At 59.7% G+C, this 15147-nt stretch carries 15 protein-coding genes; 13 read left to right on the top strand and 2 right to left on the bottom strand.

What is annotated here, in order from left to right; translation table 11 throughout:
* The first annotated feature begins 47 nt into the window (after positions 1 to 47).
* From glmS to CUJ91_RS33760, 4 genes are all read left to right on the top strand, one after another.
* A complete protein-coding gene (gene glmS / locus CUJ91_RS33745) occupies positions 48 to 1865 on the top strand; it encodes a glutamine--fructose-6-phosphate transaminase (isomerizing) (protein WP_114158459.1) in 1818 nt (605 codons plus the stop codon).
* An 870-nt stretch (positions 1866 to 2735) separates the two neighbouring features.
* Complete coding sequence (locus CUJ91_RS33750; protein ID WP_114158460.1) at positions 2736 to 3014, top strand: HU family DNA-binding protein; 279 nt, start codon at positions 2736 to 2738, stop codon at positions 3012 to 3014.
* 815 nt (positions 3015 to 3829) lie between these two features.
* Entirely contained in the window at positions 3830 to 4138 is a 309-nt protein-coding gene (locus CUJ91_RS33755; RefSeq protein ID WP_006051649.1) for a type II toxin-antitoxin system RelB/DinJ family antitoxin, read from the top strand.
* Positions 4135 to 4338 (top strand): type II toxin-antitoxin system RelE/ParE family toxin, encoded by a 204-nt coding sequence (locus CUJ91_RS33760; protein ID WP_425273894.1) that lies wholly within the window; start codon positions 4135 to 4137, stop codon positions 4336 to 4338. Before CUJ91_RS33755 ends, CUJ91_RS33760 begins: the two co-directional genes overlap by 4 nt.
* 36 nt (positions 4339 to 4374) lie before the next feature.
* Here the strand turns inward: CUJ91_RS33760 and CUJ91_RS33765 are convergent.
* Positions 4375 to 5555 (bottom strand): IS3 family transposase gene (locus CUJ91_RS33765; protein ID WP_114158172.1). Its coding sequence is split into 2 segments (ribosomal slippage): positions 4375 to 5291 and positions 5291 to 5555, totalling 1182 coding nucleotides; the frame shifts between segments, so codons are not numbered across the junction.
* 362 nt (positions 5556 to 5917) lie between these two features.
* Here CUJ91_RS33765 and CUJ91_RS33770 point away from each other — a divergent pair.
* From CUJ91_RS33770 to CUJ91_RS33810, 9 genes are all read left to right on the top strand, one after another.
* Positions 5918 to 6196 carry an HU family DNA-binding protein gene (locus tag CUJ91_RS33770; RefSeq protein ID WP_114158461.1) on the top strand — a complete coding sequence of 93 codons (279 nt, stop codon included), beginning with the start codon at positions 5918 to 5920 and terminating at the stop codon, positions 6194 to 6196.
* A gap of 263 nt (positions 6197 to 6459) precedes the next feature.
* Positions 6460 to 6606 (top strand): hypothetical protein, encoded by a 147-nt coding sequence (locus CUJ91_RS34575; RefSeq protein ID WP_167450700.1) that lies wholly within the window; start codon positions 6460 to 6462, stop codon positions 6604 to 6606.
* Positions 6607 to 7417: 811 nt separating this feature from the next.
* Entirely contained in the window at positions 7418 to 8407 is a 990-nt protein-coding gene (locus tag CUJ91_RS33780) for a CobW family GTP-binding protein (protein WP_114158463.1), read from the top strand.
* Positions 8408 to 8432: 25 nt separating this feature from the next.
* Complete coding sequence (locus tag CUJ91_RS33785; protein ID WP_114158464.1) at positions 8433 to 8936, top strand: DUF1097 domain-containing protein; 504 nt, start codon at positions 8433 to 8435, stop codon at positions 8934 to 8936.
* Positions 8937 to 8961: 25 nt separating this feature from the next.
* Positions 8962 to 9705 carry a nitrile hydratase subunit beta gene (nthB, locus tag CUJ91_RS33790; RefSeq protein WP_114158465.1) on the top strand — a complete coding sequence of 248 codons (744 nt, stop codon included), beginning with the start codon at positions 8962 to 8964 and terminating at the stop codon, positions 9703 to 9705.
* A gap of 33 nt (positions 9706 to 9738) precedes the next feature.
* The gene (nthA, locus tag CUJ91_RS33795; protein ID WP_114158466.1) at positions 9739 to 10380 is read left to right on the top strand and encodes a nitrile hydratase subunit alpha; all 642 of its coding nucleotides are present in this window, start codon (positions 9739 to 9741) and stop codon (positions 10378 to 10380) included.
* Between the two features lie 2 nt (positions 10381 to 10382).
* Entirely contained in the window at positions 10383 to 10730 is a 348-nt protein-coding gene (locus tag CUJ91_RS33800; RefSeq protein WP_114158467.1) for a nitrile hydratase accessory protein, read from the top strand.
* An 83-nt stretch (positions 10731 to 10813) separates the two neighbouring features.
* Positions 10814 to 11869: a HoxN/HupN/NixA family nickel/cobalt transporter gene (locus CUJ91_RS33805; protein WP_114158468.1), complete on the top strand. Its 1056-nt coding sequence runs from the start codon at positions 10814 to 10816 to the stop codon at positions 11867 to 11869.
* Between the two features lie 55 nt (positions 11870 to 11924).
* Positions 11925 to 12935, top strand: coding sequence for a GlxA family transcriptional regulator (locus CUJ91_RS33810; protein ID WP_114158469.1), 1011 nt, complete (start codon positions 11925 to 11927; stop codon positions 12933 to 12935).
* 249 nt (positions 12936 to 13184) lie between these two features.
* On the opposite strand, the gene CUJ91_RS33815 is transcribed toward CUJ91_RS33810, so the two are convergent.
* Positions 13185 to 14642, bottom strand: coding sequence for an ISKra4 family transposase (locus CUJ91_RS33815; protein ID WP_114158470.1), 1458 nt, complete (start codon positions 14640 to 14642; stop codon positions 13185 to 13187).
* Between the last annotated feature and the right edge of the window lie 505 nt (positions 14643 to 15147).

Here is a 15147-nt window from a genome sequence, read left to right on the forward strand (position 1 = left end):
GGCACGCTGGCCTCTACGGACACATTATCTATCAGGAAAGCAAAATTATGTGCGGCATAGTCGGCGCGGTTGCGCAACGTAACATCGTCCCCGTTCTTTTGGAAGGACTGCGTCGCCTGGAATATCGGGGCTACGATTCGTGCGGCGTCGCCCTGCTGACTCCCGCGGGTTTGCGCCGGGCGCGTAGCACGGCGCGCGTCTCCGATCTCGATGCGCAGGTCCGCGATACACACGTCGAGGGGCGTACCGGCATCGCGCATACACGGTGGGCCACGCACGGCGCGCCGGTGACGGACAACGCGCATCCAATCTTTTCCAGGGACGAGTTAGCACTGGTGCACAACGGCATCATCGAAAACTATGAGTCACTGCGCGAGATGCTGCGTGATAAGGGCTATGTTTTCGTCTCACAAACCGACACGGAAGTGGTCGCGCACCTCGTGCATAGCCTCTATCGCGGCGACCTCTTCGCGGCAGTCCGTGAAGCTGTGGGACAACTGGACGGCGCGTATGCGATCGCGGTTGAACACAAGGACCATCCAGATTCAGTGGTGGGTGCGCGGCAAGGTTCGCCACTGGTCGTCGGCTTGGGAGAGGGCGAGAATTTCCTTGCATCCGACGCGCTCGCGTTGACCGGAGAAACGGAGCGCTTCATTTTCCTGGAAGAGGGCGACGTGTGCGAGTTGACACTTGAGCGGGTGCGGGTCGTCGGCCGCGACGGCGCAGACGTGCAGCGTGAGATACGCACCGTGGCCGCGTACGGAGGCGGCGCCGAACTTGGGCCGTATCGACACTTCATGCACAAGGAAATCTTCGAGCAGCCGCAGGCGATTGGCGATACGGTGCCACACGGCGAAACGCTCGATGCTTCCCTTTTCGGCGAAGACGCTGCCGCGGTGTTTGCGGAAATCGACAGCGTGCTGATACTGGCTTGCGGCACGAGCTACTACTCAGGGCTGACAGCCAGGTATTGGCTCGAATCCGTCGCAAAGATTCCTACGCAAGTGGAAATTGCAAGTGAGTACCGCTACCGCGACTCCGTGCCAAATCCAAGGGCCCTGGTGGTTGTAATCTCGCAGTCCGGCGAAACTGCCGACACGCTCGCCGCGCTCAAGCACGCGCAGGCGCAGGGGCATCAGCACACGCTGTCGATCTGCAACGTCGCGACGAGTGCGATGGTGCGGTTGACCTCACTCTCGTTTCATACGCATGCAGGCCGCGAAATTGGCGTTGCGTCGACCAAGGCATTTACCACGCAACTGGTCGGGCTGTTTATCCTCGCCGTCACTTTGGGGGCGGTTCGTGGGGTACTGGATGCAACCCGACAGGCCGGCTACTTGCGCGAGCTGCGTCATTTGCCGGCGGCGTTGAACGCGGTTCTTGCGCTGGAGCCGCAAATTATTGCTTTGTCCGAGAGGTTCTCCGGGAAATACAGCGCATTGTTTCTTGGGCGAGGCTCGCACTATCCGATTGCACTCGAGGGCGCGCTCAAGCTGAAAGAGATCTCCTATATTCATGCAGAAGCATATCCGGCAGGCGAGCTTAAGCACGGACCGTTGGCGCTAGTGACAGATGCAATGCCGGTCGTCACGGTTGCGCCCAACGATGCACTGCTCGAGAAGCTGAAGTCGAATCTTCAGGAGGTGAAAGCAAGGGGCGGCGAACTGTATGTATTCGCCGACGCGGACACCCGCATCGATAGCGAACCAGGCATTCATGTTATCCGCATGCCGGAGCACTATGGCGTGTTGTCGCCCATCTTGCATGTGGTGCCGCTTCAGTTGCTCGCATATCACACCGCATTGGCACGGGGAACCGATGTCGATAAGCCTCGCAATCTCGCCAAATCGGTTACCGTGGAATAGCGACGGGCTTGAATCCATTCCAGATGGAGCCGTCCATACGTCGTCGATGGGGTGCTTATGTTGGTGTTCAGAAATGCCGCTAGCCATGTTCACAGGAATGCTAGCGGCCAAGACGCCGCGATGGCTTGCTGCGCATGGCGTTGCGTGCGATCAGCGCCATTTGACGTCCGTTGCGATGGTACAACAATGGTGATGATGCTTGTTCAGTAACCCTGCTAGCGTGGCATCGGTGTTGGATATCAAGTCTCAAGGACGAGGCCATCCAAAAGACACTTTTCATGGGTGGAGTACAAGATCGTTACCAGCCGCATGCAGTCAGAATGCGCTTCTCTGTTTTCTGACTTGGTTTAAGGAACGATAACTTTAACTCTTGTACGACGGGCTACTTTGATTAGCACGGTGGTAGTGTTCGGCGGCGCCCATATTCCGCGAGACGTTTTCTGTGCGAAAACTGGTGCTGTGACTTCAAGGTCAAGCGTGATGCTCGAAACGATTTATCGCCATATGCAAGGCGCGCTAGCATATTTAATGGACACGCTAGCGGTGCTATGAACGCTGGCTAGCGCCAATTCTGAACTCCAACAGCAGTAATAGAAAACGGAAAACAAGTGGCTGGAAAGCCCCGCAGGGTCTCGGGTTGAATGCCGCAACCCCGGATTTAGGGCATTAAACCCGGTGATGATAATAGCAGTTATCAACACTGGACCGAACCGCAATTTCCCGCCAGTTCTCACAAGGGCCGCCGTCGGCCTTTGCTACCGGATCCTTCACGCTCGCACCGGACGGAACCCCGATGCGGGCTGCGGTTGCATGGCGGCGGACCGATGGGGTAGGGTGGCGGCATCGCAAACCTGGAAAAAGGAACGAAACATGAACAAGCAGGAACTGGTGGACGCCGTCGCCGCCGCTGCGGGACAGAGCAAGGCGGTCGCGGCCGAGACGATCGACGCCTTCATCGGTACCGTGACGAAGGCGGTCACGAGAGGGGACGCCGTTCAGCTCGTCGGCTTTGGCTCCTTTTCGACCGGGACACGCGCCGCGCGCATGGGACGTAATCCCTCTACCGGCGCCGAGATCCAGATCCCGGCGGCGAAGACCGTCAAGTTCACCGCGGGCAAGGCGTTCAAGGATGCGGTCAACGCGAGGTGACAAGTTCGAGATCGCGCTGGACCTTGATGCGGGTCCACTGCGCAACATGAGGCGCGAGAACTAGTCAACCCGGACGGCCGCTGGCAGCTGGACGAAAATGGAGGAAATGAAAGTTGTGGCTCTCATACCGTTCACAAATGCTTTTTAAGGGGCGGCACCGTGTGGGTTTTCGCGCAAGAGACAGCTAAGCGCGCCGGAACAGTGTTGCTCGCTGGTTCTGCAGGATGCCCGTCGCTGGGTTAGAGGGCGGTCAGTTATCGTCCGACCGGGGCGGAAGGTGCTCGTGCGGAGCGGGCTCGGCGGCGTCGGCGTCGGGAACCTGGTCGTCGGAAGAGACGGGTGCCGTGCTGGGTGCCGCATCGCCCGTCGCGCCGGGCGATGGCCGTGCGGGATCGGGGACGGTATCGGAAGGATCGGTAGACATACTGGGCTCCTAAGGTGACGGACGGCGTCTTTAGCAATATAGGCGGCTCAGCGAGACAAAGGAGCAGAACTGGCCGGCAGTGAAGGGTCGGATAGTTGTGGCTATCCGCCCCTTGATTTCTGGACATTGACCGGAGGGGGGCGTCAATGTCGCCAGTTTGCGGCTGCCTGATCGAGCGCAGCGACCAGCAGCGCCTCGGCCGCCCTGCGTCGCACTGAGGTCACCAGCGCGCCGGAGCCAGTCCCGATGGTCCGCCCAATCATGCTCAGATGGGTGGGCTGCGCAAAGCGTTCTGCTTACTGGCCATCCGGTCGCGGCTCACGGTAGCGCGCGCATGTAATTCGAATGAATTACAATAGGGGGGCTAGGGCTAAGCAAAGGAGTAATCGTTATGGCTGCGACTGCATTGGTGCAAACACGCATCGACCCCGCGCTGAAAGAGCGCGCGGCTGCGGTGCTCGACAACATGGGACTGACTGTCTCGGATGCGGTGCGAATCCTGCTGACGCGTGTGGCCAACGAAGGTGCGTTGCCGTTCGCCTTCGCGACCGACCCGGCCGTGCATGACGCCTGGTTCCGTGCGAAGGTGCAGGAAGCATTGAACGACCCGCGGCCTGCTACCGCGGGGGATGAAGTCGAAGCTCATTTTGCGAAGCGGCGCGCTGCGGCCCTTCGGAAAGCTGGCGAGGGTGACGCGTGAGGCTTGAATGGGCTGCTTTAGCAGTAGAGGATCGCGAGGCTATTTTTGATTACATCGAACAGGACAGTACGTACGCGGCCGTCGTCGTCGATGATCGGATTCGTGTGCAGGTCAGGCAGCTACTGCAGTTTCCAGAGACTGGCCGCCCTGGGCGCATCGAAGGTACTCGCGAACTGGTTATAAGCCGGACACCATATTGAGCTTCCCTCGGTTTTTCGCCTTCCAGAGGCCCGGGGTTATGCGGCCGTATCCTTTGTCCGCTGAGCCGCAAGCCAGTCTTGCATGAACTGGGTTGGCGACATGAAGCCAAGCGATGAATGACGACGACTGCGGTTATAAAACACTTCAATGTATTCGAACAAGTCCGCCACGGCTTCGCGATGCGTGCGGTACTTCGTGCCGTGTACCCGCTCGTTCTTCAGGCTGTTGAAGAAGCTTTCCGTCGGCGCGTTATCCCAGCAATTTCCTTTGCGGCTCATCGAGCAGCGCATCCCGTAGGAGGCCAGCTTGCGCTGGAATTCATGGCTCGCGTATTGGCTGCCACGGTCCGAGTGATGCAGTGCACCGGGCGCAGGTCGGCGGCGGAACCATGCCATCGTCAATGCGTCGGTCACGAGGTCCGCCGTCATGCGCGGCTTGACGGACCAGCCCACGACCTCCCGGTTGAACAGGTCCAGCGTAACCGCCAGATACAGCCAGCCTTCGTCGGTCCAGATATACGTGATGTCCGATGTGAACACCTGGTTAGGCTCGTCCGGCGTGAACTGCCGGTTCAACACGTTCGGCGCGACCGGAAACTGGTGCCGGGAATCAGTTGTCACGCGATAACGGCGCTTATGGCGGGCTCGGATACCGTTGGTGCTCATCAGCCGTTCCACACGTGCTTTGCTGGCCGGAAAGCCGCGAGAGCGCACCTCGTCGGTCATGCGTGGCGAACCGTAGGCACCTTTGAACTTGGCATGAATCGTTCGAATCAACGTGAGCAACTGGGCATCGGTCAGTCGCTGCCGCTCGGGTGTGCCGCCGCGCTTCCAGGCGCGATAGCCATTGACGCTTACTCCAAGGACCTCGCACAGCGCCGACAGTGGATAGTGCCGGCACTGCGTGTCAATCCAGGCGAACTTCACAGGAGGTCCTTCGCGAAGAACGCCGTCGCTTTTTTTGCGATTTCGAGCTCCATCTGCAAGCGCTTGTTCTCCGCTCGCAGGCGCGAGAGTTCCATCTGTTCTGCCGTGACGACCTTCGCTCCGGGGCCGTTCAGCTTGCCCGTCTCGGAAGCCTTGAGCCAGTTGCGCAAAGTCTGCATCGACATGCCTAGCTCGCGAGCCACGGCGCTTATGCCTTGCCCGTCCTTGACTCGTTGCACGGCGGCTTCCTTGAACTCCGCCGTGTACACCTGGTGCGGTACCTTGAACATTTCTTCTTTCCCTCCTTTCGGTCGAGTTTATACGCGACCTGCTGGAAGGCGAAATTTCAGGGGAAGCTCACACGCGACGTAGTGTTCAGCGACAGCCCAGCTGTGCGGACACCCATTATGTGCAAATGAGGCGCTATAGCTGCAAGGCCAAGCGCTATGCTCTGACTAAATTCTCGGGCGTGTGCAACGTACGCTAGCATTATTAGTGATCATGCTAGCGCCGCTATGAACACGGCTAGCAGCAAATCTGAACTCCAACAGTTGGTGGAAAGGGTGTCGCGGAACCGGTGCCGCGCCGATTGCGCGAAGGCGCGCCGATCGGGTAGGGTGGCGACTTCACAACCAGGGAACAGGAAAAAACCATGAACAAACAGGAACTGGTGGATGCAGTCTCCGCGAAGACCGGAGACAGCAAGGCCGCAACGGGCGAGACGATTGACGCGGTGATCGCGGCCATCACCGGCGAGCTGACGAAGGGAAAGACGGTGCAGCTGATCGGCTTCGGCTCGTTTTCCACTGGCGCACGGGCCGCGCGGGTCGGCCGCAACCCGGCGACCGGCGCCGAGATTCAGATTCCTGCTGCGAAGACGGTCAAATTCACTGCGGGCAAGGCATTCAAGGATGCGGTGAACGGCGCCTGACGTCGTGCACAGGGCAAAGGGCGGGTCCCGTCGGCGGTTTGGCCGCACCACCAGATCGCCGTTACCGGGGCTGCGGCAGTTAGTGAAGGACGCACTGGCGCAGGAGCCGGGACCCGGACGCGTCGGGTTGGTAGCATTGATGGCGATTTGCCGCAATGTGCCGCGGCCCCTTCAATTCGCCGCACATCTATATAGATAGCCGTAGGGAAAAGAAACTATCGAGGAGCAGCCGCAACGGGCTACGCCCACCGATCGGTGCGCTGTTGCGCTACCGCACGCGCATCGTGCTCGTGATCGCCGAAGCGCATGGACAGCGCGCGATGACCGAGTCACTTGATACGGCGGGCAGCACCTTTGTCACCACTGTCAAATGGAAAAGCCTGCGCGAACTCTGCGCCCAGCTCTTCTAGTCTGACACCTTCATGGTGCGCGGCCAGCAAGCTCGGCGCCCTGAGTCCTGGGGCAACGGCTTCCGGTTGTTCGTCAACTATCTGGCTTCATACTACAACTCCTTCAGTTGGATGTAAGGGTTTTGATTCCTGCGCCGCTTGCATCCGTGCTACACGGTCAGTAAGCCGATCCCATCGACTGCAATGTTTCGTCGGCGGGCTCCGATCGGAGACTCCGTAGAGGGACGCGTAGTCGTTGTAGGCATGTCTGGTGACGAGGCCGTGCCTCACCCAACTGACGAGTGTGGCTTCATGGATTCCGAGCTGCGCAGCGGCCTCTGGCCTTCAACATGCCACGATCTCTCAGTCTGTCGCGACGGGAGCGGAGCCCGTTTCGCTGAGCGACATATGAGACGCGCCCCAGGCGACGACTGAGAGTTCAGCTGCTGAAGCTCGTTAATTTCGCTAATCGTGTTGGTAAATCACGATAATGTAATTTTGCATGCCGACGGCGCCGCGCGAGGGATGGCGGCGATTACTAAGGCACTACTCATTGTCGAGTATTGACAACGTCTGCATGCTCGGAAGTCCGCTTATTTTGCTAACGCAGCCGCGCTGTCCTTCCGCACCGTCGCTGAGCATCGATCCTCACACCTGCACCACCGCTTGGCATCCGATTCAGGCAGCCTCAACGCGCGATCTTGTCATCATTTTCCGTGTCGGACAAAAACGGCCAGATTTCCCGTGCATTCGGGACAAGGTGATTTCCGCCACAGACGGATGACCGCGACAGGCCTGCTACTCGCTCTATGGAGTCAGAACGGACTCTCTCATGAATCGCACCCCCACGGCGCGCAAGCTTCCCGTCACGGTCATCTCCGGGTTTCTCGGCGCGGGCAAAACCACTCTCGTCAATCAGTTGCTGCAGCAGCATGCGCCGGGATCGATTGGCGTGGTCGTCAACGAGTTCGGCGAAGTCGGCATCGACGGGCAACTGATCGTGGCCGAAGAACAGACGCTGGTCGAAATCAATAACGGCTGCGTGTGCTGCACGGTGCGTGGTGACCTCGTCGGCAGTGTGAAAGCGCTGCTGGCACGCCCGCAGACCGGCGCGACGGCCATGCAGCGGCTGATCGTCGAGACGTCCGGCCTGGCCGATCCGGCGCCGGTCCTGCAAACGTTCCTCGCCGATCCCGACCTGCGCGAAACCGTGGATCTCGAATCGGTCGTCACCGTGGTCGACGCACTGCATCTGCACCGGCAACTCGGTGACGACATTGCGCGCGAACAGGTGGCCTTCGCCGACGTCATCCTGATCAACAAGCGCGACCTGATCGCGGAAGACGAGCTGGTCGCCGTCGAACGAACGATCCGTTCATTGAATCCAGGCGCCGCTATCATCACCTCGACCCGCTCGCAAATCCGCGCGGACGCTCTGCTGGGTATGCGCCGCTTCTCGCTCCCCACGCTGCTCGCGATCGAGCCCGATCTACTCGACGAAGGCGCTCACGACCACGAACACGACGCGTCGATTCAATCGTGTGCGCTGGTTGAAACGGGCGGCCTCGATGCCACGCGCTTTAACCGCTGGATTAACGAACTTGTCCAGGAGCAAGGTCAGCAACTGATGCGGATGAAAGGCGTCCTCAACTTCCACGCCGAAGCGCGACAGTTTCATTTCCATAGCGTGCATATGTTGCTGGAAGCCGAACCCGGACGCGCATGGCGGAAGGACGAGCCGCGCGAGAACAAGCTGGTGTTCATCGGCCGCAATCTGGATTTTCCACGACTACGCGAATCGTTTCTCAGTTGTATCCGCTAGCCAAACTTATCTCGAGGAGTCTGCAATGAAGAAAACAGATGCGCTTACCGTCAGCATCGGCGTGCTCGCTGTCGTCGATACCTACGTCACGGCAACGGTGTTCCCGGTCCCCGTATGGGTCACGTTTATCGCGTGGGCATCGTTCTTCGTGGTCGGCGGCGGTCCGCGCGGCTTCGTGCAGAGCGTAGCGTCGAACCTGACCGGTCTCGTCATCGCATCGGTGTCGCTGCTGGCGATCGCCAATGCCGGCCCGGCGCCGCTCGCCGCGGCGATTTGCGTCGGGGTCGGCAGTGCCGCGATGGTGCAGGTGTCGAAACTGAAGCTGCTGAATGTGCTGCCCGCCGTCGTGTGGGGCTTCGCTTCGACCGTCGGCACGACGGTCGCCACCGGTAAGGCGATTACGACAGCCGGTATCCAGAATCCGGCGTTAGTGGCCGCCGCTGCGCTCGTCACCGGCGCCGTCTTCGGCATCGTCTCCGAAGCGTTCGGCGAAGCACTGTGCCGCAAGCCGCAACCCCAGGTTAACTGACCTGACACTTCCGGAGACTCACACCATGAAACTACAGCACAGCCTGGGCGGGCTCGAAAACCTCGGACCCGTCAACGTCGAGACACGGGTTTTCGTCGAGCCTTGGGAGAAGCGCATTTTCGGCATTCATACGGTGATGATGGCGGAAAGCGCGCACCTGTCGGACGCGCTCCCGAAGTACCCGGTGGCGACGCTGCCTACCACGTTCAGGAATACGTGGACCTGGGCGTCGCTGCGCACCGGCGCCGAAGGCATGCAGCCGTTCGAATACTTCAAATACCGGTACTACGAAAAGTGGCTGATGGGGATTTCGCAATTCTTCATCGATCAGGGTTATGTATCGGCCGAGGAGCTCGCGCAGAAAACCGCGCATTACCGCGCCCAACCCGATGCGCCGCTGCCTGCCCAGCGGAATCCGGCCATTGCCTCGCAGATCAACGACTACCTTGCAAAGGGCGATTCGGGGTTAAACGCACTGAAGCAGGCGCCGCGCTTTGAAGCCGGTGCCGAGGTATGCATTGCCGATCCGACCGCCGTCGATCACACGCGCTTACCGGGCTACCTGCGCAACAAACGCGGTGTGATCGACCTCGTCTATCCGGGTGCCTACTCATACTTCGTTTCGACCGGGCCCGACGGCATCGGCGAGCCGATGCCTATCTATCGCGTTGCATTCAAGGCCGAGGACATCTGGGGCAAAGACAAGAGCGAACCGAACACGACGATCTACGCCGATCTGTACGAAGCGTATCTCGATGCATCGAACTGAATCTCTACACTCATCACCTGGTACGGAGCTGACATGAGCGAACTTTTCAAATACGACGATGAGCGCGAGATAGCGAGCGCGGCCAAGGTGCGAGCGCTCGAAGCGCTTCTGATCGAAAAAGGAGTGCTGGGCAGCGACTCCGTCGATACCGTTCTGGCTCATTTCGAAACGATGGCTGGCCCGTTCAATGGCGCGAAGATTGTGGCGCGTGCGTGGACCGATCCGGCGTTCAAGGAACGCCTCGTCGACGACACACCGAAGGCAATTGCGGAAATGGAGTTCCCGGCCGGCATGGAAGGCGCGGAGGGCGAACACATGGCCGCTGTCGCGAACGGCGACGGTGTTCACAACCTCATCATCTGCACGCTCTGCTCCTGCTATCCCTGGCCCGTGCTGGGTCTGCCGCCCTACTGGTACAAGGACCCGGTATTTCGCGCGCGCGGCGTGCGCGAACCGCGCGCCGTACTGAAGGAGTTCGGCGTGCCGGTTGCGGACGAGACAGAAGTCAAGGTGTGGGACAGCAGCGCGCAAATCCGCTGGTTCGTGATCCCGGAGCGGCCCTCCGGCACCGAAGGCATGAGCGAAGCGGAACTGGCCGCGCTCGTGACACCCGAGGCGATGATGGGCGTGGCGCTGGTGCCTTCGCCCGCTGCATCGCCGCGGCCGGCGGTCTGAACATGTTTACCCGGTTCGAGGAATATGCCGCCTCCAGCATGCTTGGACACCCGGACTCTCCGCCGCGCATGCAGGGCAAACTGTTATTCGACAAGCCATGGGAACGGCAGGTGTTCGGGATCGCGCTTTCGCTGTCGAAGGCGGGGCACTTCGAGTGGGAAGACTTTCGCCAGAATCTCATCGAGTCGATCGCCGAATGGGAAGACGGGTACTGCGCGGGGCAGCCGCCGTGGGATTACTACGAGCGTTTTCTGCTCGCCCTCGAAAAGACGGTGACGCAGGCTGGGGTGCTGTCGGCCGCAGACATCGCGTCGCTGAATCTGCGCGCATTGCGTCCGTCCAGCAACTGAGCCGTGCCCTTGCTTGTGGCATTCGGGCAAGGGCGTGAGAACGTTCGCCATATCGCGTAACGAAGTTCATCAGGATATCTATCATGCTCAAGCAACTGTCCAATGTACTCACCGGGTCCGATCCTCAGGTCCGGCGCAAGCTCCTCGGCATTTACGGCCTGCTGTTGGTGACGAATGCCGCCGCGTGGATCTGGGCGTTCGTGTCGTTCCGGGACCACCCGGTCCTGCTCGGCACCGCGTTGATCGCCTATGGACTGGGCTTGCGCCATGCGGTCGATGCCGATCACATAGCCGCGATCGACAACGTGACCCGTAAGCTGATGCAGGAAAAAAAGCGTCCTGTCGCCGTGGGCTTTTTCTTCTCGCTCGGTCACTCGACCATTATCGTCATCGCGTCGCTCGCGGTCGCGGCGGTCGCGAGCGCGCTCAACACGCGCTTTGCGCAATACAAGGAACTGGGCGGACTGATCAGCACGTCGGTATCGACCGTGTTCCTGTTCACAATCGCGTTACTGAACCTGCTGATTCTGAAATCGATCTTCCAGGCGTGGCGCCGCGTGCGCGCAGGCGGCGCCTATCTCGACGACGACTTCGACATGCTGCTGGCCGATCGCGGCTTTCTCGCGCGAATCTTTCGTCCGATGTTCCGGCTCGTCACGCGCAGCTGGCACATGTTCCCATTGGGCTTTCTGTTCGGACTGGGTTTCGATACCGCGACCGAGGTGAGCCTGCTCGGCATGTCCGGGGCCCAGGTTTCGCACGGCATTTCCCCGTGGACCGTGATGGTCTTCCCGGCGCTCTTCAGCGCGGGGATGTCGCTGGTCGATACGCTCGACGGCCACCTGATGCTCGGCGCCTACGGCTGGGCGTATCTGAAGCCGATTCGTAAGATCTACTACAACATGACGATCACGCTGGTGTCGGTCGCAGTCGCGCTGCTGGTCGGCACGATCGAGGCACTGGGCCTGATTTCTGATCACTTGAAGCTCGAAGGGGGGCTGTGGGATGCTATCGGTACATTGAATGACAACTTCGGTACGCTGGGCTACGTCATCATCGGTGTCTTCGCCGCGAGCTGGATCGTATCGATGGTGCTTTACCGAAGCCGGCGCTTCGACGAACTCGGGACAACCCGCTAGGCAAGCGTGTGCGGCATGCGCTGCGCCAGCCCCGACTCCATTTTGACTGACACCTATGCGCAAGATCACCGTCGGAATGGTCCTGTTCCCAGGATTCCAGCTGCTCGATATCGCGGGCCCCAAGGACGCCTTTGCGGAAGTCCGCGTTCTCAGTCAGGGGGCGTGCGAATACGAAATGCTGACGATCGGCACGACGCGGGGCAGCGTGCTGTCTTCCAGCGGGCTGACGGTCATGCCGGACCGGACCATCTTCGATCCGTGTCCGCATTTCGACACGGTCATCGTGCCCGGGGGCCTGGGCGTATTCGAAGTGCTCGAGGACTCGACGCTTAGCGAATGGCTCGCGAAGCAGCATAAGAGAACCCGGCGGATTGCCGCCATTTGCAACGGCGTGTTTGCTTTTGGCGCCGCCGGCATGATTGATAACCGGATGGTCACCACACACTGGATGGACGCCACACGTCTTTCGTCGATGTTTCCGAAAGCGAAGGTCGAACCCGACCAGATCTATGTCAAGGACAGCGGCCTCTACACGACCGCGGGCGTGACCGCCGGCATCGATCTCGCGCTCGTCATGATCGAAGAGGACTTCGGCAAGAAAATGGCACTCGACGTCGCCAAGTATCTGATCGTGTACGTGCGGCGCGCCGGCGGCCAATCGCAGTTCAGTCCGCTACTGGAAACCCAGGCCGCCAGCGATTCCCAGATTCAGTCCATTCAGCAGTTCATGCTCGACAATCTTCATCTGAATCATTCGACCGAGTCGCTTGCACGTCGGCTCAAGATGAGTCCACGCAATCTGTCCCGCGTCTTCACCAGGGAATGTGGCGTTAGTCTGATCGCATTCCTGAATGATGCGCGCATCGACGCCGCGCGCCGCTACCTCGAAAGCACCCGCCACCCGATCGGCGAAATCGCGAAGCGCTGCGGCTTTGAGAGCGCCGATACCCTTCGGCGTACCTTTAACCGCCGACTTCAGATCAGTCCCGCCGAATACCGGCAGCGTTTTCGCTCCGGCGATCCGATGAACACCGGCGAGCGCGGGGTCTACCAATCCGGCCGATAACCGGCCTGTTCAATTTCGCGTTGGTTCTGCGCTTTGTAAGCCGCGGCGACTCGTAGAGCGAAGTAATCTCGTCACTGCGCGCTCCCCGTTGCGATAGGGCGTGAGCCTCTGAGGTGACGCATTTACTTCGTTGAGTAGCGAAGTAAAGTTGTCACTTTGCATCAGCGCGAATTTAATTCGTCAATCCACGTTCGTTCTAGACCATGAGATCCTCAGGCAGGTGGTCCACATGGTCGACGTTGTTGGTGTTCACAAATGCCGGGAGCGGACGAAAAGTGGGGGAGTGTTCGTTTTAAGTCGAACCGCCTCGGGCGATCTGAAGTGCGGATACCGGTCTCGAAAGCAGCTCTCCAATCTTCCATCAAGCAGCTCGACGCGAGTCTGTAGCAGATAGTGAGCTCCCTTCATGGACCAACGCATCTGTTGCCGCTTTGAGAGACGCCGATTGATCAAGTGATTCATGACGGACTCTGCTGACGCCGACGACACCCGGCGTCCTCCCATTCTGGCGCGCTGATAGTCGACAAGATCCTTTCTGTTGTGCTCGAGGAATGTGAGCAGACGGACGGTTGCGCGATACGCTGTACCAGAAGCGAGCTGATAGAAGAAAGTCAGTTCTTCCGCAGCGATTGCCAAAGAGGTGGCCAGTGTGCGGAGCATCTCGATTGCCGTGTCGGCCCGACCGCGCCAAAGTGCGTCGCGCGCCCTGACGAGAAGGCGCTGTGATCGCAGCATGATCTCAGGTCGCCTGGAGAAATAGTTGTACGCGCAAATGGAAGATCGAATGGCTTGCATCTTCATGCTGATGTGAAACCAGTCAAGAATCCTAGGCGATACGCGAGGAGCTATGGAAGTCACCAGTGAGCGCATTCCTCGAGCACCATCCGAGATCGCGTCGATCAAGGTCGTTGGGACCCAACCGCATTGATCGAGCGCGCCCGCCACAAGAACCCGGGCCAAGCTCGGACGCTGCAAGGCAGACACAAATCTTCGGGCCATCTGGCCATCGCGCTCGACCCTGCCGGCGATGACTTCAAACTTTCGAACTTCCTGGAACTGGTTGGCGCTTAACACCGTTCCATCGATCGCGATCCGCAGGTGGCTGGCGCGGTTGCGTTTTCGTCCGCCAGCGAGCCATCCAATCCGGAACTGTTCGTTCTCGACGTACTCTCCGCATTGAACTGTCTCCTTGCGGACTGTAGTGTGTGATAGCCTTGGCAGTCCCGCCAGATCGGCGACGGAACGTGCGGCCTCACGGTATGAAACGGAGGCACCGTGTTTCGCGCAAAAGTATGCTAACTCGGGGGTGCGCCGCGTCGGCAGAAGGGGCTCAATGGAACACTCTGAAAACCGCAGGCTGATAGAGTCGCCGTTGTCACCGTATGGCTCAGGCGTGCACAGGCAGGATACGACTCGCGGCACTTTAACCTGCACTCTGCCAAGTGCCGTCGAAAAGGTGCGGGGACGCCAATCTTTGATGCGCCGATATCGGCCGCATTCTCGACAGTTCCGACGAAGCTTATCGTAGGCATTAATCTGGTCTTGTGTCACGAGTTGTTGCAGCGTAGCCAGTAGTTGACGAGCTTCGGCCAGGGACAACCCGAAATCCGCTGGGGTAGCACCATTCACTGGGCGCTTAACCGAACAAACCGGGACCGGCTGGTCCGTTCCCTGTCGTTGGAGAAGGATTTTCCAGTGCAATTCCATGGCTGTCTCCCCGGTAGGTCAACTGCTGCAGTTTAGACCAGAGCTGGCTCCCCCAGATCTCGTCCACTCCCGCCATTTCCGCTAGCGTTTCGGCGTGTTCTCTAATTCGGCTAATGTGACTGTCGATCGATGCGACAGATGCGCGAGCCACAGGCGGCGCCAAGCGAGATTGTCGAAGCTCTTCTATTTCGGCATTCGGGCGGTGCCAATCTCGTGAGCTGAAAGAGAACGTCATCCAAGGCGCGGATTCTTATTTGCGTCGGACACCTTATCAAGTGCGTGTTTGAACGTCGACAACCGAAATATAGCGCTGTCCGTGGTTAGGCGCTGCGGACAGAGTGTTCGTGCTCCGATGGAAATGCCACGCTAGCAGAATTAGCGATGTTCAACAACCGTTAAGGGCACGGAAGTGCTTGTCGGTATCCAGCACCGGCGTCTTGCCTTTTCCGCGGTGTGCCTGGGCTAGTGCGCCGACGCGGCCGGGTTCTGCGGCACGATCTGGCCG

Source organism: Paraburkholderia graminis (genome assembly GCF_003330785.1).
GTDB lineage: Bacteria > Pseudomonadota > Gammaproteobacteria > Burkholderiales > Burkholderiaceae > Paraburkholderia > Paraburkholderia graminis.

Excerpts from the sequence above, each read along its gene's own strand:
- glmS (WP_114158459.1), top strand. The coding sequence starts at position 48 with ATGTGCGGCATAGTCGGCGCGGTTGCGCAACGTAACATCGTCCCCGTT.
- CUJ91_RS33750 (WP_114158460.1), top strand. The coding sequence starts at position 2,736 with ATGAACAAGCAGGAACTGGTGGACGCCGTCGCCGCCGCTGCGGGACAG.
- CUJ91_RS33755 (WP_006051649.1), top strand. The coding sequence starts at position 3,830 with ATGGCTGCGACTGCATTGGTGCAAACACGCATCGACCCCGCGCTGAAA.
- CUJ91_RS33770 (WP_114158461.1), top strand. The coding sequence starts at position 5,918 with ATGAACAAACAGGAACTGGTGGATGCAGTCTCCGCGAAGACCGGAGAC.
- CUJ91_RS33780 (WP_114158463.1), top strand. The coding sequence starts at position 7,418 with ATGAATCGCACCCCCACGGCGCGCAAGCTTCCCGTCACGGTCATCTCC.
- CUJ91_RS33785 (WP_114158464.1), top strand. The coding sequence starts at position 8,433 with ATGAAGAAAACAGATGCGCTTACCGTCAGCATCGGCGTGCTCGCTGTC.
- nthB (WP_114158465.1), top strand. The coding sequence starts at position 8,962 with ATGAAACTACAGCACAGCCTGGGCGGGCTCGAAAACCTCGGACCCGTC.
- nthA (WP_114158466.1), top strand. The coding sequence starts at position 9,739 with ATGAGCGAACTTTTCAAATACGACGATGAGCGCGAGATAGCGAGCGCG.
- CUJ91_RS33800 (WP_114158467.1), top strand. The coding sequence starts at position 10,383 with ATGTTTACCCGGTTCGAGGAATATGCCGCCTCCAGCATGCTTGGACAC.
- CUJ91_RS33805 (WP_114158468.1), top strand. The coding sequence starts at position 10,814 with ATGCTCAAGCAACTGTCCAATGTACTCACCGGGTCCGATCCTCAGGTC.
- CUJ91_RS33810 (WP_114158469.1), top strand. The coding sequence starts at position 11,925 with ATGCGCAAGATCACCGTCGGAATGGTCCTGTTCCCAGGATTCCAGCTG.
- CUJ91_RS33815 (WP_114158470.1), bottom strand. The coding sequence starts at position 14,642 with ATGGAATTGCACTGGAAAATCCTTCTCCAACGACAGGGAACGGACCAG.